Origin of the sequence: Virgisporangium aurantiacum, from assembly GCF_016863635.1 — a bacterium.
Classification (GTDB): domain Bacteria; phylum Actinomycetota; class Actinomycetes; order Mycobacteriales; family Micromonosporaceae; genus Virgisporangium; species Virgisporangium aurantiacum.
The window spans coordinates 48,764-73,827 of record NZ_BOPG01000069.1; the positions used below are offsets into that span (position 1 = coordinate 48,764).

Below are 25,064 nucleotides of genomic sequence, written 5' to 3' on the forward strand. Positions count from 1 at the left end.
TCGTTACTGCCTCGTCATCGCTTCGCCCGAATTGGCGCTGATTGTAGGGTGGCGTCGGGGGTTAAGACTTCGATAAGTTGCCGCGGTCCTTCCAACTCTCTTCCCTCGGGGGAGTCATGGGCTTGCTACGCAACCGATCCCTCGTGGTCACCGGTGCTGTTGCCGCCGCCGTACTGCTCGCCGCCCCGCCCGCGTTCGCGGAACCGGCGGGTGCCGATGTCGAGTTCCGGGTCGTCGGCAACACGGTGGTCGAAGCCGTCGGCAAGCCGGTGTTCGTCCAGCTCGCCAACAAGGGCCCGGACACGGCCGACAACATCGTGGTGAAGGTCGACATCAGCAAGGTCGACACCGACAAGGTCGAGGCGCGGACCCCGGCGGGCTGCAGCGACCCCGACGGCGGCATCTTCCTGTGCAGCGTCGGCAGCCTGACTCCCGGCGAGACCAACACCGGCTTCTCCCCGTTCGACATCATCTCGGTGAGAAAACTCAACAGCGGCGAGTCCGGTGCCGCGGGATCGTTCAGCGTCGAGGTCACGTCCGACACCCCGGACCCCAATCCCGGAAACAACAAGAAGGTCGACGTTCCGCTGACGGTCAAGCCGTGGGCGTACGACCTCAACGTCGCCGTCCAGGACATCTGGGCCGCGCAGAGCGGCGAGCCGAACCCGGTCAAGCCCGGTGACGAGGCGCCGTTCGTCGCCCAGTTCTCCAACACCGGCGACGCGACCGCGCTCGATCCGGTGTGGCAGGTGTCGCTGCCGCCGTACGTCACGTTCGTCCGCGAGGACGCATCGTGGGCCGGCGAAAGCAAAACCACCGAGTTCTGTACCTTCAACGCGCCGAGGACCGTGGCCTCCTGCAAGGCGGCCGGGGTGGCGATCCCCAGGAATTTCGTCTTCGGTAGCGCCTTCACCGTGCGGGTCGCCAAGGACGCGCCCGGCCCGGCCGCGCTGACCGGCGGCATCGCCGACGGTGGCGCCCTGGGCATCCTGAAGGATGCGCCCCCGCCGCCCGAGGAGGCTGTTTCGCTCGCGGCGTCGAAGGGCCTCAAGCTCTCCACGATGACGGCCCAGCAGCGATCGGCCGTCGATGGTGGCGACGACGCCGACCCGAGCGACAACGGGGCCTTCTTCTCCGCGCACGTCGCCGCCAACGGGGCCGACCTGGCGGTCACCGCGACCTCGGCCAGCGGCGCGGTCGGCGCTGTTGTCAAGATCACGGTGACGGTCGAGAACCACGGCGACGCGTCGTCGCCGGACACGACGCTGACGGTCACCGCGCCCACCGGCACCGAACTGGTCGACATGCCGACCAACTGCGTGTTCGTCACCGCGGGCAAGGTCGGCAAGTGCGAGGGGCTGCTCTCGGCGGGCGAGAAGAGCGCGGGGCAGTTCTCCTTCAAGATCGCTTCCACGTCGGTCGCGAAGGACGGCAAGGCGCACATCGAGGGCCCGCTGTTCGACAGGAACCCGGCCAACAACGACGCGGCGATCGTCATCACGATCGACAACGGGCTGCCGATCACCGGCGCCAAGGTGTCGGTGATCGCCGGTACCGGTGTGGCCGTGCTGCTGGCCGGCGCGCTGCTGTTCTTCCTCGCGCGGCGACGCCGCGTCGAACTGGTGACGCCCTCGCGCGACGCCTGAATCTTTACCGCATATAGCCGGCGGCCGGTGCACCTGTGGGTGTGCCGGCCGTCCGTGCGCATAGGGTGTTCCTCGTGGGTAGGGCGTCTTTGGAGAAGGAGCCGCACGAGGTCGCGGCGATGTTCGACGGTGTGGCGGAGAAGTACGACCGCACCAACACCGTCCTGGCGCTCGGCCAGGACCGGATGTGGCGGCGGTGCACGCGCGAGGCGCTCGACCTGAAATCCGGTGAACGCGTGCTCGACCTGGCCGCCGGAACCGGCGTGTCCACACAGGAACTGGCCCGCTCCGGCGCCACCGCGATCGGCGCCGACTTCTCCGTCGGGATGCTCCGCGCCGGCCGACGCGCCCGCCCGTCGGTGCCCCTGGTGGCGGCCGACGCGCTGGCCCTGCCGTTCGCCGACGACTCGTTCGACGCGGTCACCATCTCGTTCGGCCTCCGGAACATCGTCGATCCGGCCGCCGCGCTCCGCGAAATGGCCCGGGTGACCAGGCCCGGCGGCCGCCTCGTCGTGTGCGAGTTCAGCCACCCGGTGCTCCCGCCGTTCCGGCTGGTGTACCTGGGCATTGTGCTCCGCACGCTCCCCGTCGTGGCGCGGCGGGTCGCCAGCAACCCCGACGCGTACGTGTACCTGGCCGAGTCGATCCCCGCCTGGCCCGACCAGGAGGCCCTGGCCGGCGTGATCCAGCAGGCCGGCTGGGCCAAGGTCGCCTGGCGCAACCTGACCGGCGGCGTGGTCGCCCTCCACCGCGCGACAAAGCCGTAACCCCTCTGCCGCGATCATGGGTGGCCCGAGCGGCAGAGGGCGGCCCGGATTGTCGCGATCACCCCTTCCGGCCGGTCGTGGAGGTCGGCCCAGGTGAACCGGAGGACCGTCCACCCCGCCGCGACGAGGCGGTTCTGCCGGGTGCGGTCGCGTTGGAAGCGGACCGCGTCACTGTGGAATGCCCAACCGTCCAGCTCGACGACCAGCCGGGCAGCGGCGAAGACCAGGTCGCCGTAACCGATCAGGCCGGCGCGGTCGCGGATCTCCACATTCGCCGCCCAGCCGGTGATGCCGGCCGATCGCAGCAATGCAGCCGCCCTCCGTTCGGCCGCCGAGTGCGCTCCGGCGCCCGCCGCCCGGATCAGCCGCACCAGGCGGGGCGCGCCGCGCCGGCCGGCATGGTCGTGGAGTCGCCGGACCATTTCGCCGTGGTTGGTCCAGCCCTGTTGGATTGCGCGGTCCATCACTTGCATGGCGGCGTCTTCGGGGAGGAGGCGGAGGCAGTCGAAGACGGTGCGGTCGGTTGAGGTGATCGGGATGCCGTCGGCGCGGCAGATGTCGGCCTTCGCCAGCGGGTCACGAAGGATCCGGACGCCCGGCACGGACGCGCGGCCCCGCGGCCCGGTCCACAACCAGCGGATCGTGCCGTCGGCGGGCAGGCCGTACCAGAGTGCCGCGGACGGCCCGGCAACGACCGATCCCGGAACGGTCAGTTGTGCCGCGGCGGCCATGATCAGCGGGGTGACCTGGCGTCCCTGGAAGGCGAACACCTTGCCGTACACCCGTTGCCACTCGCCGGATCCGAGGCGGCGGCGTACCTGGTACTCGCTGAAGCCGCAGCGCATCGCGTCGGCGCGGGTGAAGAGGCCGAGGTGGCGGGCGGCGGCGCGGCGTAGGCGCTGGTCCTTCACGGCGAACCACGATCGCGGATCGGAAGAATGCGGTCCAACCCGAGCGACCGGGCTGTGGATAACCTGTGGAAAACCGGGCGAGCTGCCCGTTCGCTGGAAGTTAGTGTCCCCTAAGAAAATCGTGCCAACGGCACCAGTTCTAGACTGCACCACTGGATGCTTGTGAAGACTTTCACGAGCATCGGGAGGAGGTGCAACGATGACGGATGCGGATGTCATCGTCGTCGGCGCTGGACCGGCCGGGTCCACGGCGGCGTACCACCTGGCCCGGCACGGCCTGCGGGTACTGGTCCTGGAAAAGTCGCAGTTTCCGCGGGAAAAGGTCTGCGGCGACGGGCTGACGCCACGGGCAGTGAAGCAGATCATCAAGATGGGCATCGACACCGATCCGGCCAAGGGCTGGCTGCCCAACAAGGGACTGCGGGTCATCGGCGGCGGCGTCCGACTGGAACTCGACTGGCCCGACCTGGCCGCCTTCCCGGGTTACGGCCTCACCCGCACCCGGCTCGACTTCGACCAGCTGCTCGCCGACAAGGCGACCGAGGCGGGCGCGATCCTCAAGACCGGTCACACCGTCACCGGCCCGATTCTCGACGACGACGGCCGCGTCGTCGGCGTGAAGGCCACCGTGAACGGCGAGCCGCTCGACTTCCGGGCCACCGTCACCCTCGCCTGTGACGGCGTCAGCGCCCGCCTCGCGCTGGCGATGGGCCTCAACAAGCGCGACGACCGCCCCATCGGGGTGGCGGTGCGCCAGTACTTCCATTCGCCGGCGCGCCATGACGACGAGTACCTGGAGTCGTGGCTCGAGTTGCGGAGCAAGGAGGGCGGCGAGAAGCTGCTCCCCGGGTACGGCTGGATTTTCGGACTCGGCGACGGCCGCATCAACGTGGGCCTCGGCGTGCTCAACAGCAGCGTGGCGTTCGGTAAGACCAACTACCGGCGGATGTTGGCGGAGTGGTTGGCCGCGACCCCGGCCGAGTGGGGCGCGAGCGACCCGGCGAACGCCGACGGGGAGGCGCAGGGTGCCGCCCTGCCGATGGGCTTCAACCGGGTGCCGCATTACACCCGCGGGGTTCTGCTGGTCGGCGACAGCGCCGGCATGGTGAACCCGTTCAACGGTGAGGGCATCGCCTATGCCATGGAATCGGCGGAACTCGCGGCCGAGATCGTGGTGCAGGCGCTCGACCGGCCGGAAGGCCCGGAACGGGAGCGTGCCTTCGCCGCCTACGGAACCGAGCTCAAGGCCCGCTACGGCGGGTACTACCGGCTCGGAAACCAGTTCGTCAAGATCATCGGAAAGCCGCGCCTGATGCGGCTCGTGACCCATCACGGGGTGCCTCACCCCGTCCTCATGAAGTTCGTCCTGAAGTTGTTGGCGAACCTCACCGAACCGCGCGGCGGCGATGCCATGGACCGGGTCATCAACGCGATGACCAAAGTGGTTCCTGCTGCCTGAAGTGACGACCCGCAACGACGCAGCCAGCGCCGATAGCTCAGCGGGCGCCAACAACAGCGCATAGTGTGTAAATCGTAAAGCCGGTAGGACAAATGGATGGAGCAGGCGGTGTCGCTCTCGCCGTACATACCCATCATCGGGCTCTTCGCGCTCGCTGCGGGGTTCGCGCTGTTCTCGGTGGGCATTGCGCCGTTCGTCGGCCCGCGTCGCTACAACCGCGTGAAGCTCGACGCGTACGAATGCGGAATCGAGCCCACGCCGCAACCGGTGGGTGGCGGGCGGTTCCCGGTCAAGTTCTACCTGACCGCGATGCTCTTCATCATCTTCGACATCGAGATCATCTTCCTGTACCCGTGGGCCGTCTCCTTCGACGCGCTCGGCCTCTTCGGGTTCGTGGAGATGGTGCTTTTCATCCTCACCGTGTTCATCGCGTACGCCTACGTGTGGCGGCGCGGCGGGCTGGACTGGGACTGACATGGGTATTGAAGAGAAACTTCCCTCCGGAATTCTGCTGACCACCGTCGAGAAGCTCGTGAACTGGACCCGCAAGTCCAGTTTCTGGCCGGCCACGTTCGGCCTGGCCTGCTGCGCGATCGAGATGATGGCCACCGGCGCGGCCCGCTACGACCTGGCGCGGTTCGGCATGGAGGTCTTCCGGGCCAGCCCCCGCCAGGCCGACCTGATGATCGTGGCGGGACGCGTGAGCCAGAAGATGGCTCCGGTGCTGCGGCAGATCTACGACCAGATGCCCGAGCCCAAGTGGGTGCTGTCGATGGGCGTCTGCGCGTCGAGCGGCGGCATGTTCAACAACTACGCGATCGTCCAGGGCGTCGACCACATCGTCCCGGTCGATATGTACCTGCCGGGCTGCCCGCCGCGTCCGGAGATGCTGATCGACGCGATCCTGCGCCTGCACGACAAGATCATGCACGAGCCGCTCGGTGACCGTCGCCGCAAGGCACTCGCCGAGAAGGAGGCGCCGATCGTCGCGCCGGGCGCGATGCCGTCGAGCTACCGCTTCAACCCGAAGCTCAAGGAAGAGTGGACCCGCGCGGCCGCGCAGGGTCGCGAGGAGCAGCTCCGGATCGAGAAGTGGATGACCGAGCGCGCGGAGCTGCTTGAGGCAGCCCGCAAGGGAGGTAAGAAGTGACGGCGCCGCAGATGCCCGGCCCTGATGCGTCGGTGCCGGCTCCGGGGGCGGTGAAAGAGCAAGGGGACGCGCAGCCTGAGGTGACCAACCCCGCGAACCCGAGCGACGTTCCGCCGTCCGGCGTTCCCGTGGCGGCCGCACCGATCGGTGCGCAGACCGGTGCACCGGCCGACTTCCCACCGTCCACTGAGGCCGGTCGCGGCCTGTTCGGTGTGCACGGCACCGGCGACACGTCGGGCTTCGGCGGCCTGGTGCGTCGGCGTTCGACGCTGCCCGACACGCCGCGCCCGTACGGCGGCTACTTCGACGAGGTCGTCGACGCGCTCGCCGACGCCTACGCGGGTGCGGGCGATGCCGTCGAGCGGGTCGTGGTCGACCGCGGCGAGCTGACCCTCCACATTGAACCGTCGGCGATCGCCGACGTGTGCAAGGCGCTGCGCGACGATCCGTCGCTGCGCTTCGAGCTGTGCTCGTCGGTGTCCGGTGTGGACTACCTCGGCCACGACGAGAAGCGGCTGCACATCACCTATCACCTGGCGTCGATGACGTACCGGCGCCGGATCCGGTTGGAGTGCGCGATCCCGGCCGAGGACCCGCGGCTGCCGAGCGTCACCCAGGTCTATCCGACGGCCGACTGGCAGGAGCGGGAGACCTGGGACATGTTCGGGATCATCTTCGAGGGTCACCCGAACCTGACCCGGATCCTCATGCCCGACGACTGGGAGGGCTTCCCGCAGCGGAAGGACTACCCGCTCGGCGGCGTGCCGGTGGAGTACAAGGGCGCCGAGATCCCGCCGCCCGACCAGCGGAGGAGCTACCAGTGACCTACGCGAAGGAACGGAAGACCACCGAGGGCAAGGTATTCACGGTCACCGGTGGCGACTGGGACACCATCGTCGAAGAGGCAGGTGCCGAGGAACGCATCGTCGTCAACATGGGTCCGCAGCACCCGTCGACGCACGGCGTGCTCCGGCTGGTGCTGGAACTCGAGGGTGAGACGGTCACCGATGCCCGCCTGGTGATCGGGTACCTGCACACCGGTATCGAGAAGAACCTCGAGTACCGCAACTGGACCCAGGGCACCACGTTCGTGACCCGCATGGACTACCTGGCCCCGATGTTCAACGAGACCGGCTACTGCCTCGCGGTGGAGAAGCTGCTCGGCATCGAAGACCAGATCACCCAGCGGGCCAACACGATCCGGGTCCTGATGATGGAGCTCAACCGGATCTCCTCGCACCTGGTGTGGCTCGCCACCACCGGTATGGAACTCGGCGCGCTGTCGATGATGATCTACGGCTTCCGCGAGCGGGAGTACATCCTCGACATCTTCGAACTCGCCTCCGGCCTGCGCATGAACCACGCGTACATCCGACCGGGCGGTCTCGCGCAGGACCTCAACGACGAGACGATCGCGCGCATCCGCGATTTTCTGAAGTTCATGCCCGACCGGATCGACACGTACGAGGACCTGTTGTCGGGCAACGTGATCTGGCAGGAGCGCACGCAGGGCGTCGCGGTCCTCGACGTCGCCGGTTGCCTCGCGCTCGGCATCACCGGGCCGGTGCTCCGCTCGGCCGGACTGCCGTGGGACCTGCGCAAGACGATGCCGTACAGCGGCTACGAGACGTACGACTTCGACGTGCCCACGAGCACCGACGCCGACGTCTGGGGCCGGTACCAGGTGCGGATCAACGAGATGCGGCAGAGCCTGCGCATCGTCGAGCAGGCACTCGACCGGCTCGAACCGGGTCCCATCATGGTGGCCGACAAGAAGATCGCCTGGCCCGCACAGCTCGCGATCGGCAGCGACGGCCTCGGCAACTCGCTGGAGCACGTCGCGCACATCATGGGCCAGTCGATGGAGGCCCTGATCCACCACTTCAAGCTCGTCACCGAGGGCTTCCGGGTACCGGCCGGCCAGGTGTACGTGGCCATCGAAGCGCCGCGCGGCGAACTCGGTGTGCACGCGGTGTCCGACGGCGGCACCCGGCCGTACCGGGTCCATTACCGCGAACCCAGTTTCGTCAATCTCCAGTGCATCCCGGCGATGGCGGAGGGCGGCCTGCTGGCCGACGTCATCGCGGGTGGCGCTTCGCTCGACCCCGTGATGGGCGGATGTGACCGATGACGTTTTCGGCAGAGACGCGTGAGCGCGCGCAACAGATCATCGACCGCTACCCGGTGGGACGCTCGCGCTCGGCTCTTCTCCCGCTGCTGCACCTGGTGCAGTCCGAGGACGGTTACGTGACCCCGCAGGGCGTCGCGTTCTGCGCCGAGGTTCTCGGCATCACCAAGGCCGAGGTCGGTGCGGTCGCGACGTTCTACACCATGTACAAGCGCCGGCCCACCGGCGACTGGCTGGTGAGCGTGTGCACCAACACGGTGTGCGGCGTGCAGGGCGGCGACAAGATCTACGCGGCGCTCGAGGAGCACCTGGGGGTCGGCCACAACCAGACCGCCGGGAACATCACGTTCGAGCACGCCGAGTGCCTGGCCGCCTGCGACTACGCGCCGGTCGTCACCGTGAACTACGAGTTCTTCGACAACATGACCGCCGAGGGCAGCCTCGACCTGGTCAAGGATCTGCAGAACGGCAAGCGGCCGCAGCCGTCGCGGGGCGCCCGCCTGTGCACGTTCAAGGAGATGGCGATCCAGCTGGCCGGGTTCGCCGACGAGCGCGAAGAGGCGCTGAGCGACGGACCGGCCGGCGCCGCGACGCTCGCCGGCAACCGGGTGGCCGAGCGGTTCGGCATCTCGGTTCCCGGTTTCGACCCCGAGACCCCGATCACCAAGCGGGAGGAGAAGGCATGACGCAGGAGCCGTCCCGCGAAGCTCTCGCCAAGCTGGCGCCCGTTCTCACCAAGCGCTGGCTCTCCCCCGACGCGTGGAAGCTCGACACCTACGAGCGCCTCGACGGCTACTCCGCGCTGCGCAAGGCGTTCAAGGCGCACCCCGATGACCTGATCCAGCTCATCAAGGACTCCGGCCTGCGCGGCCGCGGCGGTGCGGGCTTCCCCACCGGCATGAAGTGGGGCTTCATCCCGCAGAACGACGGCAAGCCGCACTACCTCGTGGTCAACGCCGACGAGGGCGAGCCGGGCACCTGCCAGGACCTGCCGCTGATGATGTACGACCCGCACTCCCTCGTCGAGGGCGTCATCATCGCGAGCTACGCGATCCGCGCGAACTTCGCCGTCATCTACATCCGCGGCGAGGCGATCCACGCGGCGCGGCGGCTCAAGCAGGCCGTCGCCAGCGCCTACGAGAAGGGCTACCTGGGCCAGAACATCCTCAAGTCCGGGTACGACCTCGACCTGGTTGTCCACAGTGGAGCGGGCGCCTACATCTGCGGCGAGGAGACGGCGCTGCTCGACTCGCTGGAGGGCTACCGCGGCCAGCCCCGGCTGCGTCCGCCGTTCCCGGCGACGCATGGGCTCTACGCCAGCCCCACGGTCGTCAACAACGTCGAGACGATCGCGACCGTGCCCTACATCGTGCTCGGCGGCGCCAGTTGGTTCCGTACCATGGGCACCGAGAAGTCGCCGGGTCCGAAGATCTTCTCGGTCTCCGGACGGGTGAAGCAGCCCGGCCAGTACGAGTGCGCGCTCGGCATCACGCTGCGGCAGCTCATCGAGCTGTGCGGCGGCATGCTCGACGGTCACAACCTGCGCTTCTGGACGCCGGGCGGATCGAGTACCCCGCTGCTGACCGACGAGCACCTCGACGCGCCGCTCGACTTCGAGGGCATGATGGGCGTCGGCACGATGCTCGGCACCGCGGCGGTGCAGATCTTCTCCGACCAGGACTGCCCGGTGTACGCCACGTACCGGTGGATCGAGTTCTACCACCACGAGTCGTGCGGCAAGTGCACCCCGTGCCGCGAGGGCAACTACTGGATGAAGGGCATCCTGGCCCGCATCCTCAGCGGCGAGGGTAAGAAGGAAGACCTCGAAACGCTGCTCGACGCCTGCGACAACCTGCTCGGCCGGTCGTTCTGCGCACTCGGCGACGGCGCGACCAGCCCGGTGACATCGTCGATCAAGTTCTTCGAACAGGATTACCTGGACTACATCGAAGGCCGCAAGGAGCCGATGTTCGCAAAGGGCGAGCTGGCAGGAGCGCACTGAACGATGACTGACGTAGTGAAGCCCACCGACACCGTCAAGCTCACGATCGACGGCATCGAGGTGGAGGCGGAAAAGGGCGAGCTGGTCATCCGGGTCGCGGAGCGGATCGGCATCGCCATTCCGCGGTTCTGCGACCACCCGCTGCTCGCACCGGCCGGCGCCTGCCGGCAGTGCCTCGTCGACATCGAGGGGCAGCGCAAGCCGTCTGCGTCGTGCACGCAGACGGTCGCCGACGGCATGGTGGTCAGGACCCAACTCACCAGCCAGGTCGCGCGCAAGGCGCAAGAGGGGATCATGGAGTTTCTCCTGATCAACCACCCTCTCGACTGCCCCATGTGCGACAAGGGCGGCGAGTGCCCGCTGCAGAACCAGGCGCTCTCCAACGGTCGCTCGGAGAGCCGCTTCCACGAGCACAAGCGTGAGTACCCGAAGCCCATCCCGATCTCGTCGCAGGTGCTGCTCGACCGCGAGCGGTGCGTGCTGTGCCAGCGCTGTACCCGGTTCTCCGACGAGATCGCCGGTGACCGGTTCATCGACCTGATGGAGCGCTCGGCCAACGAGCAGATCGGCGTCTTCACGGGCCGCATCGACGTCGATGCGAGCGAGGTGATCGGCGAGACCGGCATGGAAGGCGCGAAAGACGCCGACAAGCTCGACGCGCCGTTCAACTCGTACTTCTCCGGCAACACGATCCAGATCTGCCCGGTCGGCGCGCTCACCGGTGCCCAGTACCGGTTCCGGGCCCGCCCGTTCGACCTGGTGTCGTCGCCGAACGTCTGTGAGCACTGCTCGGCGGGCTGCGCACAGCGGTCCGACCACCGCCGCGGCAAGGTCATGCGCCGGCTCGCCGGTGACGACCCGGCGGTGAACGAGGAGTGGAACTGCGACAAGGGCCGGTGGGCGTTCCAGTACGCCACCGCCTTCGACCGCATCACCGAGCCGATGGTGCGCGACCGGCGCAGCGGCGAACTCCGCAAGGCCAGTTGGCCGGAGGCGTTGAGCGTGGCGGCCGAGGGCCTGCGCAAGGCCCGCGACGAGGGCGGGGTCGGCGTGCTCGCCGGCGGCCGGCTCACCGTCGAGGACGCCTACACGTACAACAAGTTCGCCCGCACCGTGCTCGGCACCAACGACATCGACTTCCGGGCCCGTCCACTGTCCACAGAGGAGACCGAGTTTCTCGGGTCCACTGTGGCCGGTCGGTTCCCGGTGACCTACTCCGACATCGAGGCAGCGCCGGCCGTGGTGCTGGTGGGTCTCGAACCCGAGGAGGAGTGCCCGATCCTGTTCCTGCGCCTGCGTAAGGCGGCAGTGAACAAGGGCCTGCGGGTCATCTCCCTCGCGCCGTTCGCGACGCGTGGGCTCAGCAAGCTGAACGGCGTCCTCCTGCCGACCGTGCCCGGCGGGGAGGCCACCGCGCTCACCGAGGCCGCGGTGGTCCGGGCCGCGTTGAGCGCGCCCGGCGCGATTCTGTTCGTCGGCGAGCGCCTCGCGACCGTCCACGGTGGACTGTCGGCCGCAGCGCGGATGGCCGCCGAGACCGGCGCGAAGCTGGCCTGGGTGCCGCGGCGGGCCGGTGACCGCGGCGCGCTCGACGCCGGTTGCCTGCCGACCCTGCTGCCCGGCGGTCGACCCGTCGCCGACGCCGCGGCGCGCGCCGAGGTCGCGAAGTCCTGGGGCCTCGACGACCTGCCGGCCGCACCCGGCCGCGACACCAACGCGATCCTGGCCGCGGCGCACTCCGGTGACCTCAAGGGCCTCGTGGTCGGCGGCGTCGACCCGCACGACCTGGGTGACCCGCAGTTCGCCGAGGAGGCCCTCGACAATGTCGGCTTCCTGGTGAGCCTGGAGCTGCGGCTGTCGGCGGTCGCCCGTCGGGCCGACGTGGTGCTGCCGGTCGCGCCGGCGGTCGAGAAGTCGGGCTCGTACCTCAACTGGGAGGGCCGGGTCCGGGCGTTCGACGCGGTGCTGCGCACGTCGGCGATGACCGACGCGCGGGTGCTCGACTCGATCGCGCGCGAGCTCGGCGAGCAGCTCGGCTGCCAGGACGTGCTCGGCGTGCTGCGGCAGATCGCGGCGATCGGCGAGACGCGGGTGGCCCGTAGCGCCGCACCGTCGGTCGCACCGGCGTCGCTCGACGAGCCCGGTCCGACGGAGGCCCGGCTGGCCACCTGGCACCAGCTCATCGACCTCGGTGCGCTGCAGGACGGCGACGAGCACCTGTCCGGAACCGCCCGCCCGCCGGCGGCCCGCATCGGCAAGGCCACCGCGGCCAGGCTCGGCGTGGTCGACGGCGACCCGCTGCGGGTGTCCACCGGAGACGGTGCGATTACGCTGCCGACCCTGATCGTCGACGGCATGATGGCCGGAGTGGTGTGGTTGCCGACCAACTCGCCCGGATCGACCGTGCGACGCACGATCGGCGCCGACCACGGTGACGCCGTGCGGATTACCGCCGGAACGACGGGCGGACCGATTCTCGCGCAGGGGGGTCACTCCTGATGGAACTCGAACAGTTCGGCCACGACACCTGGTGGCTGGTGCTCGCCAAGGTGCTGCTGGTCTTCGTGTTCCTCGTCGTGATGACGCTGTTCGCGATCTGGTACGAGCGCAAGGTCGTCGCCCGCATGCAGGTGCGGCCCGGCCCCAACCGGGTCGGCGGCCGGTTCGGTGCTCTGCAGTCCCTTGCCGACGGGCTCAAGCTCGCCTTCAAAGAAGACATCATCCCGAAGGGCGCCGACCGGGTGGTGTTCTTCTTCGCACCGGTGATCTCGACGGTCGCGGCGTTCACGGCGTTCGCCGTGATCCCGTTCGGCCCGATGGTGTCGGTGTTCGGCGAGAAGACGCCGCTGCAGCTCACCGACCTGCCGGTCGGCGTGCTCGTGGTGCTCGCCTGCTCGTCGATGGGCATCTACGGCATCGTGCTCGGCGGCTGGGCGTCCGGGTCGACGTACCCGCTGCTCGGCGGCCTGCGGTCCAGCGCGCAGATGATCTCGTACGAGGTGGCGATGGGCCTGTCCATCGTGGCCGTCTTCATGACCGCCGGCTCGATGTCGACCTCGCAGATCGTCGACGCGCAGCGGCACGGCCAGCAGGTCGACTTCCTCATGTGGGACAACGTGACCCTGCCGGGCTGGTACGCGATCCTGCTGCTGCCCAGCTTCGTCATCTACGCGGTCTCCGCCGTCGGTGAGACCAACCGGGCGCCGTTCGACCTCCCCGAGGCCGAGAGCGAGCTCGTCGGTGGCTTCCACACCGAGTACTCGTCGCTGAAGTTCGCGCTGTTCTTCCTCGCCGAGTACATCAACATGGTCACCGTCTCGGGGCTGTGCACCACGCTGTTCCTCGGCGGCTGGCAGGCGCCGTGGCCGGTGTCCATCTGGGACGGTGCGAACCAGGGCTGGTGGCCACTGCTGTGGTTCACGATCAAGGTTCTGCTGCTGCTGTTCGTGTTCGTGTGGCTGCGGGGCACGCTGCCCCGGCTGCGGTACGACCAGTTCATGCGGTTCGGCTGGAAGGTGCTCATCCCGGCCAACCTGGTCTGGATCCTCGTGCTGGCCGGCGTCCGCACCGTTCAGGACCGCGACCTCAGCACCGTGCAGCGGATCCTCTGGATCGGCGGACCGGTGCTCGCGGCGCTGGTGATCTGGATGTTCTGGCCGTCGAAGAAGCCGGCGGAGGAGACCCCCGGCGTGGCCGGGATCGATGCCAAGAAGGGCCGGGTCGGCGGCGCGGTGGGCTTCCCGGTGCCACCGCTCGACCTGGAGGTGCCGCCCAGTCCGCGGGCGGAGCGGGTACTGGTCGGACGCACGTCCACCGGTGATTCCGAGCGGGAGACCGTCTCGATGGGTAAGGAGTCCTGACCGTGGCCATCAGGGGAACCCTCAAGGGGTTCGGGGTCACCTTCTCGCACATGTTCAAGAAGGTGGTCACCGAGGAGTACCCGGAGGAGCGCAAGCCGCCGGCACCGCGCTACCACGGCCGGCACATCCTCAACCGGCACCCGGACGGTCTGGAGAAGTGCATCGGGTGCGAACTGTGCGCCTGGGCCTGCCCGGCCGACGCGATCTACGTCGAGGGTGCCGACAACACCGACGAGCAGCGCTTCTCGCCCGGTGAGCGGTACGCGTCGGTCTACCAGATCAACTACGCGCGGTGCATCTTCTGCGGCCTGTGCATCGAGGCCTGCCCGACCCGTTCGCTGACCATGAGCAACGAGTACGAGCTGGCCCGCGACAGCCGCAAGGATCTCATCTTCACCAAGGAGCAACTGCTCGCGCCGCTCATGCCGGGCATGGAGCATCCGCCGCACGACATGTTCCTCGGCGACACCGAGAAGGATTACTACCTCGGCAGTCTCCTGAACCCGGGCACCTCGGCCGGCGCCGAGCACAACCCCGGTCACGCCGCCGAGCCGCCCGTCGAGACCGCACAGGCTCAGCAGTACGGGGAGGACCGGAAGTGATTCACTCGCTGGCCGACGCCGCCCTCGCCGCCGGTGACGTGAAGGGTGGCGAGGCCACCACGTTCTTCATCCTGGCCCCGATCGCGGTGCTGTGCGCGATCGGCATGGTGTGGGCGCGCAACGCCGTCCACTCGGCTCTGTTTCTCGTCGTGGTGATGCTCTGCCTCGGCGCGTTCTACGTGATGCAGGCCGCGCCGTTCCTCGGCATGGTGCAGATCATCGTCTACACCGGCGCGATCATGATGCTGTTCCTGTTCGTGCTGATGCTCGTGGGCCGCGACGCGTCCGACTCGCTCATCGAGACGCTGCGCGGGCAGCGGATGGCGGCGGTTCTGCTCGGCCTCGGCTTCGCGCTGCTGGTCGGCACCGCCCTGTTCCGCACGCTCGGCGACACCAACGACGCCGTCGGGCTCGACCGGGCCAACGAGGGCGGCAACGTCCCCGGCATCGCGGCGCTGCTGTTCACCAAGTACGTCTTCGCGTTCGAGGTGACGTCGGCGCTGCTGATCACCGCCGCCGTCGGCGCGATGATCCTGGCGCACGTCGAGAAGCGCAAGGAAGACAAGGTGACGCAGCCGGCGCGGATGCGGGCCCGGTTCGCGCCCGGTAGCTACCCGGCGCCGAAGCCCGGCCCGGGCGTGTTCGCCAGCTCGACCTCGGTCGCGACGCCCGCCGTGCTGCCCGACGGCAGCCCGGCCGACCGCAGCATCTCGCGGATCCTGCCGGTGCGGGAACTGACCAGCGCCGAGTCCGCCCCGAAGGGGACTGAGCAGTGAGCGCGGGGAATCCGCCGCGCGGCCTGGAGCCCGCGACGCGGCCGGCGAAGCCGCGGCGTGGCGCGGGTGAAGGCCGCACGAGAAGCGGATTCACCGCGCGAACGAAGAAAGGCGCAGCGCAATGACGCCCACCTACTACATCGTGCTGTCCTCGATCCTGTTCACGATCGGGGCGGTCGGAGTGTTGATCCGGCGCAACGCCATCGTGTTGTTCATGTGCGTCGAGCTGATGCTGAACGCGGCGAACCTGTCGCTGATCACGTTCAGCCGCATCAACGGCGACCTGAACGGCCAGGTCATGGCGTTCTTCGTGATGGTTGTCGCGGCGGCCGAGGTCGTGGTCGGGCTCGCGATCATCATGTCGATCTTCCGGACCCGCCGGTCGGCCAGCGTCGACGACGCCAACCTGCTGAAGTACTGAGAGGGACGCGGTGGAGGAGACGACCGTGGAGTTCGCCGCGGCCAGCGGCTGGTTGCAGTCGATCTGGCTACTGGTGGCGATCCCGCTGGTGAGTGCGGGCGTGCTGCTGGTGCTCGGGCGGCGGGCGGACAAGTGGGGGCACTGGCTCGGCGTGCTGAGCGTCGTCGTGCCGTTCGGCCTCGGCCTGTCCTACTTCCTCGCCCTACGTGACCTCGACGGCAACCGCTCGGCCGAGATCAGCCTGTTCGACTTCATCTCGGTCGGCAACCTGCACGTCGACGTGGGGCTGCTGCTCGACCCGCTGTCCGGCCTGTTCGTGCTGCTGATCACCGGCGTCGGATCGCTGATCCACATCTACGCCGTCGGGTACATGGAGCACGACGAGGGCCGTCGGCGGTTCTTCGGGTACTTCAACCTGTTCATCGCCGCGATGCTCCTGCTGGTGCTGGGCAACAACTTCGTGATGCTCTACATCGGCTGGGAAGGCGTGGGTGTCGCGTCGTACCTGCTGATCTCGTTCTGGTACACCCGGAACAGCGCGGCCACCGCGGGCAAGAAGGCGTTCCTGATGAACCGGGTCGGTGACACCGGCCTCGCGATCGCCATCTTCCTGATGTTCGCCACGCTCGGGACCACCCAGTACGAAGAGGTGTTCAGCGGCGTCAACGGCCTCGCGGCCGGCACCGTCACCGCGCTCGGCCTGCTGCTGCTCCTCGGCGCGTGCGGCAAGTCCGGCCAGTTCCCGCTGCACACCTGGTTGCCGGACGCGATGGAGGGCCCGACCCCGGTGTCGGCGCTGATCCACGCGGCCACAATGGTCACCGCGGGCGTCTACCTGATCGCCCGCGCCCACCCGATCTTCGACGCCTCACCCGACGCGCAGACCGTCGTGGTGATCGTCGGCGCCGTCACGCTGCTGATCGGGTGCATCATCGGCGCGGCCAAGGACGACATCAAGCGGGTGCTCGCCTACTCGACCGTCTCCCAGATCGGCTACATGTTCCTGGCCGTGGGCCTGGGCGGCGCGGCGTACGCGCTGGGCATCATCCACCTGCTGGCGCACGGCTTCTTCAAGGCCGGCATGTTCCTCGGTGCCGGTTCGGTGATGCACGGCATGCACGACCAGGTCGACATCCGCCGCTTCGGTGCGCTGTCGAAGGTCATGAAGATCACCTGGATCACGTTCGCGCTGGGCTACCTGGCGATCCTCGGCCTGCCGCCGTTCTCCGGCTACTTCACCAAGGACCCGATCATCCTGGCGGCGTTCAACCGCGAGGGCTGGAGCGGCTGGGTGCTCGGGTCGGCGGCGCTGCTCGGTGCCGGGCTCACGGCGTTCTACATGACCCGGCTGTACGTGCTCGTCTTCCACGGCCCCAAGCGGTGGACCGAGGACAACGAGCACCCGCACGAGTCGCCGCCGATCATGACCGTGCCGCTGGTCCTGCTCGCGGTCGGTTCGGTCGCCTCCGGCTTCCTGATGTCCACCTCGGTGGTCGACTGGCTCAACCCGGTCTTCGGCGAGGAGGAGGAGCACCACGGCCACCTCGGCCACTGGGCCGTCACCGCGATGGTGCTGGCGGTGGTCGTGATCGGTGCCGGGCTGGCGATCGTGCTGTTCCGCAAGGGCACGGCGCTGGTCGAGCCGTCGGCCGGACCGGTGGTCAAGGCCGCCCGCCGCAACCTCTACTTCGACACCCTCAACGAGGTCGTGTTGGAACTGCCCGGGCGGATCCTGACCCGGGCCCTCGTCTACATCGACAACCGGGGCATCGACGGGTTGGTCAACGGGTTGGCCGCGGGCGTCGGTGGCGGCTCCGGCCGGCTGCGCCGCCTGCAGACCGGCTTCGTGCGGTCCTACGCCCTGTCCATGCTCGGAGGAGCCCTGATCGTGGTGGCAGCCATGCTGGCGGTGACGCTCGGATGAGCGATTTCCCGTTCCTACCCGTGTTGGTAGGAGCTCCGTTGGTGGGTGCGCTGGTCGTGGCGCTCCTGCCCAAGGCCAAGCCCGGGCTGGCGAAGCAGGTCGCGCTGATCTGGTCGCTGGCGGTGCTCGCGCTGGCCGTCGTCATGTGGGTGTCGTTCGACGCGAAGGGCAGCCGCTTCCAGTTCCGCACCTCGCTGCCCTGGATCGACGCCTGGGACGCCCGGTTCACGTTCGCCGCCGACGGCATCGCGCTGGTGATGCTGGCGCTGATCGCGCTGCTGGTCCCGGTGGTCATCCTGGCCTCGTGGCACGACGCGGAGAACAGCCGGCGCTCGATCCCGGCCTACTTCGCGCTGCTGCTCACGCTGGAGTGCACGATGCTCGGCGTCTTCGCGGCCGCCGACATCTTCCTGTTCTACGTGTTCTTCGAGGTCATGCTCGTCCCGATGTACTTCCTCATCGGGTCGTACGGCGGCGCGCAGCGGCAGTACGCGGCGGTGAAGTTCTTCCTGTACTCGCTCGTCGGCGGCCTGTTCATGCTGGCCTCGGTGATCGGCCTGTGGGTGCTGGGCGGCGAGACGTTCGACTGGCAGAAGCTCGTCGACGCCGACTTCTCCACCGGTGCCGAGCGCTGGCTGTTCCTCGGCTTCTTCGTCGCGTTCGCGATCAAGGCGCCGTTCTTCCCGTTCCACACCTGGCTGCCCGACGCGGGTTCGGCCGCGCCGGCGGGTGCCGCCGCGCTGCTCGTCGGCATCCTCGACAAGGTCGGCACGTTCGGCATCCTGCGCTACTGCCTGCCGCTGTTCCCCGACGCGTCCAAGTACTTCGCCCCGTTGGGCCTGGTACTGGCGCTGGTCGGGATCATCTACGGCGCGCTGCTGGCGGTCGGCCAGCAGGACCTGAAACGCCTGGTGTCGTACACCTCGATCGCGCACTTCGGGTTCATCGGCATCGGCATCTTCGCGTTCACCACGCAGGCCGGCTCCGGCGCGGTGCTGTACATGGTCAACCACGGGTTGGCGACCGGCCTGCTGTTCCTGGTGGTCGGCATGTTCGTGGCGCGGCGCGGCAGCGCGCTGGTCACCGACTTCGGTGGTGCCGGCAAGCTGGTGCCGGTGCTCGCCGGTGTCTTCTTCGTGGCCGGTATGGCGTCGCTCGCGCTGCCGGGCACGTCGCCGTTCGTCTCCGAGTTCCTGGTGCTGCTCGGCACGTTCACCGTCAACAAGCCGGTGGCGATCATCGCGACGGTCGGCATCATCCTGGCCGCCGCGTACGTGCTGTGGATGATCCAACGGACCACACAGGGCAACCTGAACCCGGCCCTCGACAGCGTCAAGGCGATGCGCAAGGACCTGTCGATGCGCGAGGCCGCCGTGGTGACGCCGCTGATCGTGCTGATCCTGGTGCTCGGCATCTACCCCAAGCCCGTTCTCGATGTGATCAACCCCGCGGTGCAGGCGACCCTCTCCGACATCGGCAAGAAGGACCCCGCACCGACCTCGGCTGAAGGAGCCCGGTGATGCCGGACGAAGCGTTGAACGCGCCGTCGATCCACTACGCCGCGATCCTGCCGATGCTCATCCTGTTCGGCGTGGCGTGCGTGGGTGTCATCGTCGAGGCCGCGGTGCCGCGCAAGGGCCGGTTCCGGATCCAGTTCCTGCTGGCTGTCGTGGGCCTGATCGGCGCGCTGGTCGCGGTCTTCACCGGCGCCAGGTCCGCCGGCGCCTTCGACAACAAGGGTGACGGCGGCGACATCACCGCCGGTGGGTCGGTGGTGGTCGACGGGCCGGCCCTCTTCCTGCAGGGCGCGATCATCGTGCTCGGCCTGGTCGCGCTGCTCCTGATCAGCGACCGGACGCTGGAGCACGGCGGCCCGTTCGTCGCGCACGCGGCCGTCACCGCGAACACCGAGGCCGACCGCCAGCAGGCGGCGCAGGAGGCGGGCGCGACCGAGGTCTACCCGCTGGTGATGTTCAGCCTCGGCGGGATGATGCTGTTCGCGTCGGCGAACGACCTGCTGACGATGTTCATCGCGCTCGAGGTCTTCTCGCTGCCGCTGTACCTGCTCTGCGCGCTGGCCCGGCGGCGCCGGCTGCTCTCGCAGGAGGCGTCGGTCAAGTACTTCCTCCTGGGCGCGTACGCCTCGGCGTTCTTCCTGTTCGGCATCGCGATGATCTACGGCTACGCCGGCGGTGTGACGTTCTCCGAGATCAACCGCGCGGTGCAGGACGAGCCGAAGGACGCGGTGCTGCTCTACGTCGGGCTCGCGATGATCGCGATCGGCCTGCTGTTCAAGGCCGCGCTGGTGCCGTTCCACGTCTGGACGCCCGACGTGTACCAGGGCGCCCCGACGCCGATCACCGCGCTCATGGCCGCCTGCACGAAGGTCGCCGCCTTCGGCGGCCTGCTCCGCGTGCTGTACGTGGCCTTCCAGGGCTCGGTGTGGGACTACCGGCCGGTGCTCGGGACGATCGCGATCGTCACCATGCTGATCGGCGCGATCCTGGCCGTGACCCAGACCGACATCAAGCGCCTGCTCGCCTACTCGTCGATCGCGAACGCCGGGTACGTGCTGGTGGGCGTGCTCGCCGTCAACGAGTCGGGCCTGTCGAGTTCGCTGTTCTACCTGGTGGCGTACGGCTTTGCGGTGCTGGGCGCGTTCGGCATCGTCACGCTGGTGCGCGACGCCGACGGCGAGGCGACGCACCTCTCCCGCTGGGCCGGCCTGGGCAAGCGCTCGCCGATGTACGCGGCGCTGTTCACGTTCCTCCTGCTCGCGTTCGCCGGTATCCCGCTGACCAGCGGCTTCACGGCCAAGTTCGGCGTGTTCGCGGCGGCGCTGGAGGCCGACCAGACGTGGCTGGTGATCGCGGGCGTGGTCACGAGCATGGTGCTGGCGTTCCCGTACCTGCGGGTCGTCGTGTTGATGTGGTTGTCGGAACCCGGTGAGTCGACGCCGGCGGTCTCGATCCCGGGTGCGCTCACCGCGGCCGCGGTGACCATCGGAGCGGCGGCCACGTTGCTCCTCGGGATCGCGCCGCAGCCGCTGATCCAGTTCACCGAGTCGGCCGTGCCGTTCGTGAGGTGATCTACCACATGCCCTCCCGGTGCTGCTGGAAGCGGAGCCCGACTCGTATGGCATCGTTGATACGTGGATAGCGCGGGTACCAGGCCGTCGAGCACGCTTCCTGGCCTCGATTACATCGATGCTGATCTACAAGCGGGCCTCATCGAAATCCTCGACCGGGTCGAGGTGGTGCTGCGGGAGACCGCGGCGAGCGCCGACCCGCTCGTCACCCAGGCGGCCACGCACCTGGCCGACGCGGGCGGCAAGCGGTTCCGGCCGCTGCTGGTGGCCGTCGGTGCCCACTTCGGCGACCCGCGGTCGCCGATGGTGATCCCGGCCGCCGCGGTGGTCGAGCTGACGCACCTGGGCACGCTGTACCACGACGACGTGATGGACGAGGCCGACGTGCGCCGCGGCGCGCCCAGCGCCAACTCGCGGTGGGGCAACTCGATCGCGATCCTGGTCGGCGACTACCTGTTCGCCCGGGCCGCCGACCTGTCGGCGGAGCTGGGCATCGAGGCGGTGCGGATCCAGTCGCGCACGTTCGCCCGGCTCGTGCACGGTCAGATCGCCGAGACGCTCGGCCCGGCCGAGGGCGAAGACAAGATCGAGCACTACCTGAACGTGATCGCCGAGAAGACCGGTTCGTTGATCGCCACCAGCGCGCTGTTCGGCGGCATGTTCTCCGGGGCCGCTCAGGGGCATCTGGACGGGCTGCGCGCCTACGGCGAAACCATCGGCACCGCGTTCCAGCTCTCCGACGACCTCCTCGACATCGCCAGCGACAGCGACGAGTCCGGCAAGATGCCCGGCACCGACCTGCGCGAGGGCATCCCGACGCTCCCCGTGCTGTACGCGCTGGCCGCCGACGACCGCGACGCCTCGTCGGTGCGGCTGCGGGAGATCCTGGCCGCCGGCCCGGTCACCGACGACGCGCTGCACGCCGAGGCGCTCGGGCTGCTGCGGGAGTCGCCGGCGATGAAGCGGGCCCGGGAGACGGTCCGCTCGTACGCGGAGCGGTCGCGGGCGGCGCTGAGCGGGCTGCCGGACGTGCCCGCGCGTCAGGCCATGGAGTCGCTGTGCGACTACATCGCCGACCGCACGAGCTGATCCATTCCTTCCGCGAACCTTCCGTCAACGTTCCGACCTGCGGTGTTGCGGCGCATCCGCGTCTGCCGATGCCTCGATCTTGGATGCCGTGATCGGAGATCAGTAAGCCGTCACCAAGATCGATGACCATTTGCAAGCTGCAGGAACAGCCGTTCGGTGGCTTGAAGGTTGCTTACGGCTAGTGCTTGAATTCTCACGGCGTGGCGGCATTCATTGCTCAATCTTGCGTCTGTTTTGAGGGCTTTTGCACCAAATAGGCGCATCCGGAGGCTTTCTTAGCTCCCCGAAAAGGCGTCCGTTTCATATGGTGTAAAGCCTGTTACTGCTGCGACTGGGGAGGGCGGCGGTGAGAGATCCACAGGCAGAGCCATCGGATCTCATCCGCAGCGTGTCGCGGGCTTTTCAGGTGTTGGAGGCGGTCGGGCAGTCGCCTCGGGGGTTGACGGTCAAACAGATCGCGCGACGGTGCGAGCTCACCGTCGCAACCACGTATCACCTGGTCCGCACTCTTGCGTATGAGGGCTATGTGATGCGTCGCGAAGACGGGACGTACATCGTCGGGTTGGAAGTGGCCGACCGGTTCCGGGAACTGGTGCTCGCGTGCCGGGGCCCGCAACAGGTGCAGGACATCCTGCGCAAGGCCGCGACCGACACCGGCTTCACGCACATGGTCGGCCGGTTCATCAACAACCGGGTGGCGATCGTCGCGGTCGCGGAGGGCGTGCGGTCCCCGTACGCGGAAGACCTCATCGTGGGCTTCGACGACGCCACGCACGCCACCGCGCTGGGCAAGGCGTTGCTCGCGACGCTGAGCCCCGACCAGCGGTGGCGGTTCGTGAAGGAACAGGGCATGCCCGCCTTCACGCCGCAGACACTCACGTCACCCGAGACCCTCGACGCCGACCTGACGGCGGGCGAGCGGCGCGGCCTGCACCTGGAGCTGAACCAGTTCCGGCCGGGGTTGGCGAGCGCGGCGCTCCTGGTCCTCCAGGACCGTGAGCAGGACCGGCGGGTCGCACTCGCGTGCACGGTGCCGGCAACCGAGCTCATGGCGTCCGCGAAAGCGGTTCGGAGCCGGCTCACGACGGTGGCCCAGCAGCTCGCCGACATCCTGCGCGAATAGCGCAGAGGGCGCCCGGGTGGGCGCCCCCTGCGCTCGAATCAGGAACCGACGGGCCTGCCGTCCAGACGCCAGGCGACGACCACGCCGGGCTTGGCGAAGTCGCCGTCGGGCCAGGTCGACGCCGGGTTGTCGACCCGGGCGCCGGTCACCTCACCGGGGTGCTGCACCGCGGTGAAGACGCTCCGGTTGTCGACCGAGATGAACGGGCCGCAGCACTCGGCGCCGAGCGGCACGCTGAGGAACTGCTTCAGGAAGCCCTTCTGAGGACCTTCCAAGGGGACCGCGAAGAGCCCGTCGTTCGACCCCAGCGCGTTGCCGTCGGTGGCGATCCACAGGTTGCCGGTCGCGTCGAAGGCCACGTTGTCGGGGCAGGAGATCGGCGAGACCTTGGTCTTGTCGAAGCCCATGAAGTACGTGTCGGGCTGGGTCGGGTCGCCGCAGAGGATCGGCAGCGTCCACGAGAAGGTCTCCGCGGTCTGGTCGTTGTTGTCCTCGGTGATCTCCAGGATGTGCCCGTGCCGGTTGACCGGCCGCGGGTTCACCGGGTCGACGCCCGGCTGGCCCGCCGCACCGCGCCGGTCGTTGTTGGTCAGGGCGCAGTAGATCCTGCCGTTCTTCGGATTCGGCTCGACGTCTTCGGGGCGGTCCATCTTGGTGGCGCCGACCTTGTCGCCGGCGAGCCGGGTGAAGATCAGCACCTCCTCGACGCTCATCCCCTCGACCGTCGACCGGTTCCCCTTGACCAGCGGCAACCAGCGGCCGCGGCCGTCGCCCTCGAACCTGGCGACGTAGAGGTCGCCCGACTCCAGCAGCTTCAGGTTCTCGCGCCGGCTGTGCGACACCTTCCGGTGCGACACGAACTTGTACAGGTAGTCGAAGCGCTCGTCGTCGCCGGTGTAGACGGCCACCCGCTTGTCGGGAGCGACGATCACGTTCGCGCCCTCGTGCTTGAGCCGGCCCAGCGCGGTGTGCTTGCGCGGGGTCGAGTCGGGGTCGTACGGGTCGATCTCGACGATGTACCCGAACCGGTGCGCCTCGTTGGGGTGCCGGCTCAGGTCGAAGCGCTCCTCGACGGTCGCCCAGGTGGGCGTGACGGCGTTGACCGTCTCGACGCCGTAGCGCTTGTAACTCGGCTTGAGCTCCTCGGGCAGGGCGTTGCCGCCGCTGAAGACGCCGTTCCAGTTCTCCTCGCCGGAGAGCACGGTGCCCCACGGGGTGACGCCACCGGCGCAGTTGGCCTGGGTGCCGAGCACCACGCGTCCACTCGGATCTGCCTTGGTCTTCAGAAGTGCGTGCCCGGCGGCCGGGCCGGTGAGCTGGAACCGGGTGTCGGAGACGGTGACCCGCCGGTTGTAGCGCCGGCGGCCGTCGCGGACCAGTTGCCACTGGCCGGTGCGGCCGACGCGCTCGATCTCCACGACGGCCATGCCGATCGCGGCCAGCGTGATGCGCCACTGCTCGGGCGTCAGCGGCACCGCCGGGTCGTAGCCCGGGAACATGAGCTCGGGGTTGGTGTACTCGTGGTTGCACACGAGCAGGGCCCGCTGGTTGTCGAGGGGGAGCACGGCGACGAAGTCGTTGTTGTAGCCGAACTGCTTCTTCTGCGCCGCGGCGCTCTGGCGGCGCACGTCGAACGACGGCGCGCCGGGCAGCACCGGGTCGCCCCATCGCGCGACCACGTGGTGGTCGTACCCGTTCGGGACGATGAAGGTGTCCAGCTTGTTCGGCGGGATGGCCTTGAAGCCCAGGGCCACGGCGCCGGTCCCCGGGTTTCCATGGCTCTGGCTCTGGCTCTGGCCCTGGCTTTGGCTCTGGCCTTGGCTGGCGGTGGCGTCCGCATCGCGCTCACTGTCGGGCGAGGCGAACGCCGGTCCGGCGACTCCGACCGCCGCGACGCCGACCGCGCCGACGACGAGCGCACCCGCCTGCATCACGTCCCGGCGCGACATTTCGGCCCGGACGATGTCCCCGAAGTAGGCATTTTCGGATTCGTTAGGCTCAGGGTGGTCGCATGCGTTGTTGCACCGGTACTTGCAGGTCATGGCGCTTCGCCCGGAATGTCCTCTGAAGCCACCGCCCACCAGCGGTAACAGCCGCCGAGGTTGCGACATATTTCGA

General features: G+C 68.7%; 20 protein-coding genes and 1 pseudogene. 19 read left to right on the forward strand and 2 right to left on the reverse strand.

Annotated features, from left to right (window positions below; all coding sequences use genetic code 11):
- The first annotated feature begins 116 nt into the window (after positions 1 to 116).
- Together Vau01_RS46010 and Vau01_RS46015 are read left to right on the forward strand one after the other, a co-directional pair.
- Entirely contained in the window at positions 117 to 1,646 is a 1,530-nt protein-coding gene (locus Vau01_RS46010; protein ID WP_204006806.1) for a DUF11 domain-containing protein, read from the forward strand.
- 74 nt (positions 1,647 to 1,720) lie between these two features.
- Positions 1,721 to 2,413 carry a demethylmenaquinone methyltransferase gene (locus Vau01_RS46015; protein WP_373320411.1) on the forward strand — a complete coding sequence of 231 codons (693 nt, stop codon included), beginning with the start codon at positions 1,721 to 1,723 and terminating at the stop codon, positions 2,411 to 2,413.
- Positions 2,414 to 2,427: 14 nt separating this feature from the next.
- Here the strand turns inward: Vau01_RS46015 and Vau01_RS46020 are convergent, their stop codons facing one another.
- Positions 2,428 to 3,324 (reverse strand): type IV toxin-antitoxin system AbiEi family antitoxin domain-containing protein, encoded by an 897-nt coding sequence (locus Vau01_RS46020; protein ID WP_204006810.1) that lies wholly within the window; start codon positions 3,322 to 3,324, stop codon positions 2,428 to 2,430.
- A gap of 199 nt (positions 3,325 to 3,523) precedes the next feature.
- On the opposite strand from Vau01_RS46020, the gene Vau01_RS46025 reads away from it, so the two are divergent.
- The 17 genes and pseudogenes from Vau01_RS46025 to Vau01_RS46105 all read left to right on the forward strand — a co-directional run bounded on the left by Vau01_RS46025 (position 3,524) and on the right by Vau01_RS46105 (position 22,946).
- Positions 3,524 to 4,783: a geranylgeranyl reductase family protein gene (locus Vau01_RS46025; protein ID WP_204006812.1), complete on the forward strand. Its 1,260-nt coding sequence runs from the start codon at positions 3,524 to 3,526 to the stop codon at positions 4,781 to 4,783.
- Between the two features lie 108 nt (positions 4,784 to 4,891).
- On the forward strand, positions 4,892 to 5,257 hold the full coding sequence (locus Vau01_RS46030; protein WP_444546053.1) for an NADH-quinone oxidoreductase subunit A: 366 nt from the start codon (positions 4,892 to 4,894) through the stop codon (positions 5,255 to 5,257).
- 1 nt (position 5,258) lies between these two features.
- Positions 5,259 to 5,933 (forward strand): NuoB/complex I 20 kDa subunit family protein, encoded by a 675-nt coding sequence (locus tag Vau01_RS46035; protein ID WP_204006816.1) that lies wholly within the window; start codon positions 5,259 to 5,261, stop codon positions 5,931 to 5,933.
- Between the two features lie 80 nt (positions 5,934 to 6,013).
- Positions 6,014 to 6,757, forward strand: coding sequence for an NADH-quinone oxidoreductase subunit C (locus tag Vau01_RS46040; RefSeq protein ID WP_239152388.1), 744 nt, complete (start codon positions 6,014 to 6,016; stop codon positions 6,755 to 6,757).
- A complete protein-coding gene (locus Vau01_RS46045; protein WP_204006818.1) occupies positions 6,754 to 8,064 on the forward strand; it encodes an NADH-quinone oxidoreductase subunit D in 1,311 nt (436 codons plus the stop codon). The genes Vau01_RS46040 and Vau01_RS46045 overlap by 4 nt, the downstream gene beginning before the upstream one ends.
- Positions 8,061 to 8,738, forward strand: a pseudogene (nuoE, locus tag Vau01_RS46050) (NADH-quinone oxidoreductase subunit NuoE); the annotation flags it as partial. The gene Vau01_RS46045 and the pseudogene nuoE, both read left to right, overlap by 4 nt.
- A gap of 5 nt (positions 8,739 to 8,743) precedes the next feature.
- Positions 8,744 to 10,063, forward strand: coding sequence for an NADH-quinone oxidoreductase subunit NuoF (gene nuoF / locus Vau01_RS46055; protein ID WP_204006822.1), 1,320 nt, complete (start codon positions 8,744 to 8,746; stop codon positions 10,061 to 10,063).
- Positions 10,064 to 10,066: 3 nt separating this feature from the next.
- A complete protein-coding gene (locus Vau01_RS46060; RefSeq protein ID WP_204006823.1) occupies positions 10,067 to 12,562 on the forward strand; it encodes an NADH-quinone oxidoreductase subunit G in 2,496 nt (831 codons plus the stop codon).
- The gene (gene nuoH / locus Vau01_RS46065) at positions 12,562 to 13,923 is read left to right on the forward strand and encodes an NADH-quinone oxidoreductase subunit NuoH (RefSeq protein WP_204006824.1); all 1,362 of its coding nucleotides are present in this window, start codon (positions 12,562 to 12,564) and stop codon (positions 13,921 to 13,923) included. Before Vau01_RS46060 ends, nuoH begins: the two co-directional genes overlap by 1 nt.
- 2 nt (positions 13,924 to 13,925) lie before the next feature.
- Positions 13,926 to 14,525, forward strand: coding sequence for an NADH-quinone oxidoreductase subunit NuoI (gene nuoI / locus Vau01_RS46070; RefSeq protein ID WP_444546052.1), 600 nt, complete (start codon positions 13,926 to 13,928; stop codon positions 14,523 to 14,525).
- The gene (locus tag Vau01_RS46075; RefSeq protein ID WP_373320412.1) at positions 14,525 to 15,301 is read left to right on the forward strand and encodes an NADH-quinone oxidoreductase subunit J; all 777 of its coding nucleotides are present in this window, start codon (positions 14,525 to 14,527) and stop codon (positions 15,299 to 15,301) included. The genes nuoI and Vau01_RS46075 overlap by 1 nt, the downstream gene beginning before the upstream one ends.
- Before the next feature lie 121 nt (positions 15,302 to 15,422).
- Positions 15,423 to 15,722, forward strand: a complete 300-nt coding sequence (nuoK, locus tag Vau01_RS46080; RefSeq protein ID WP_204006825.1) for an NADH-quinone oxidoreductase subunit NuoK — start codon at positions 15,423 to 15,425, stop codon at positions 15,720 to 15,722.
- A gap of 25 nt (positions 15,723 to 15,747) precedes the next feature.
- Positions 15,748 to 17,646, forward strand: coding sequence for an NADH-quinone oxidoreductase subunit L (nuoL, locus tag Vau01_RS46085; protein ID WP_204006826.1), 1,899 nt, complete (start codon positions 15,748 to 15,750; stop codon positions 17,644 to 17,646).
- Positions 17,643 to 19,166 carry an NADH-quinone oxidoreductase subunit M gene (locus Vau01_RS46090; protein ID WP_204006827.1) on the forward strand — a complete coding sequence of 508 codons (1,524 nt, stop codon included), beginning with the start codon at positions 17,643 to 17,645 and terminating at the stop codon, positions 19,164 to 19,166. Before nuoL ends, Vau01_RS46090 begins: the two co-directional genes overlap by 4 nt.
- Complete coding sequence (gene nuoN, locus Vau01_RS46095; protein ID WP_204006828.1) at positions 19,166 to 20,734, forward strand: NADH-quinone oxidoreductase subunit NuoN; 1,569 nt, start codon at positions 19,166 to 19,168, stop codon at positions 20,732 to 20,734. The genes Vau01_RS46090 and nuoN overlap by 1 nt, the downstream gene beginning before the upstream one ends.
- Before the next feature lie 63 nt (positions 20,735 to 20,797).
- Positions 20,798 to 21,823: a polyprenyl synthetase family protein gene (locus Vau01_RS46100; RefSeq protein WP_204006830.1), complete on the forward strand. Its 1,026-nt coding sequence runs from the start codon at positions 20,798 to 20,800 to the stop codon at positions 21,821 to 21,823.
- 346 nt (positions 21,824 to 22,169) lie between these two features.
- The gene (locus Vau01_RS46105; RefSeq protein WP_204006831.1) at positions 22,170 to 22,946 is read left to right on the forward strand and encodes an IclR family transcriptional regulator; all 777 of its coding nucleotides are present in this window, start codon (positions 22,170 to 22,172) and stop codon (positions 22,944 to 22,946) included.
- A gap of 38 nt (positions 22,947 to 22,984) precedes the next feature.
- Here Vau01_RS46105 and Vau01_RS46110 read toward each other — a convergent pair whose 3' ends face one another.
- Positions 22,985 to 25,057 carry a PhoX family protein gene (locus tag Vau01_RS46110; RefSeq protein ID WP_204006833.1) on the reverse strand — a complete coding sequence of 691 codons (2,073 nt, stop codon included), beginning with the start codon at positions 25,055 to 25,057 and terminating at the stop codon, positions 22,985 to 22,987.
- Between the last annotated feature and the right edge of the window lie 7 nt (positions 25,058 to 25,064).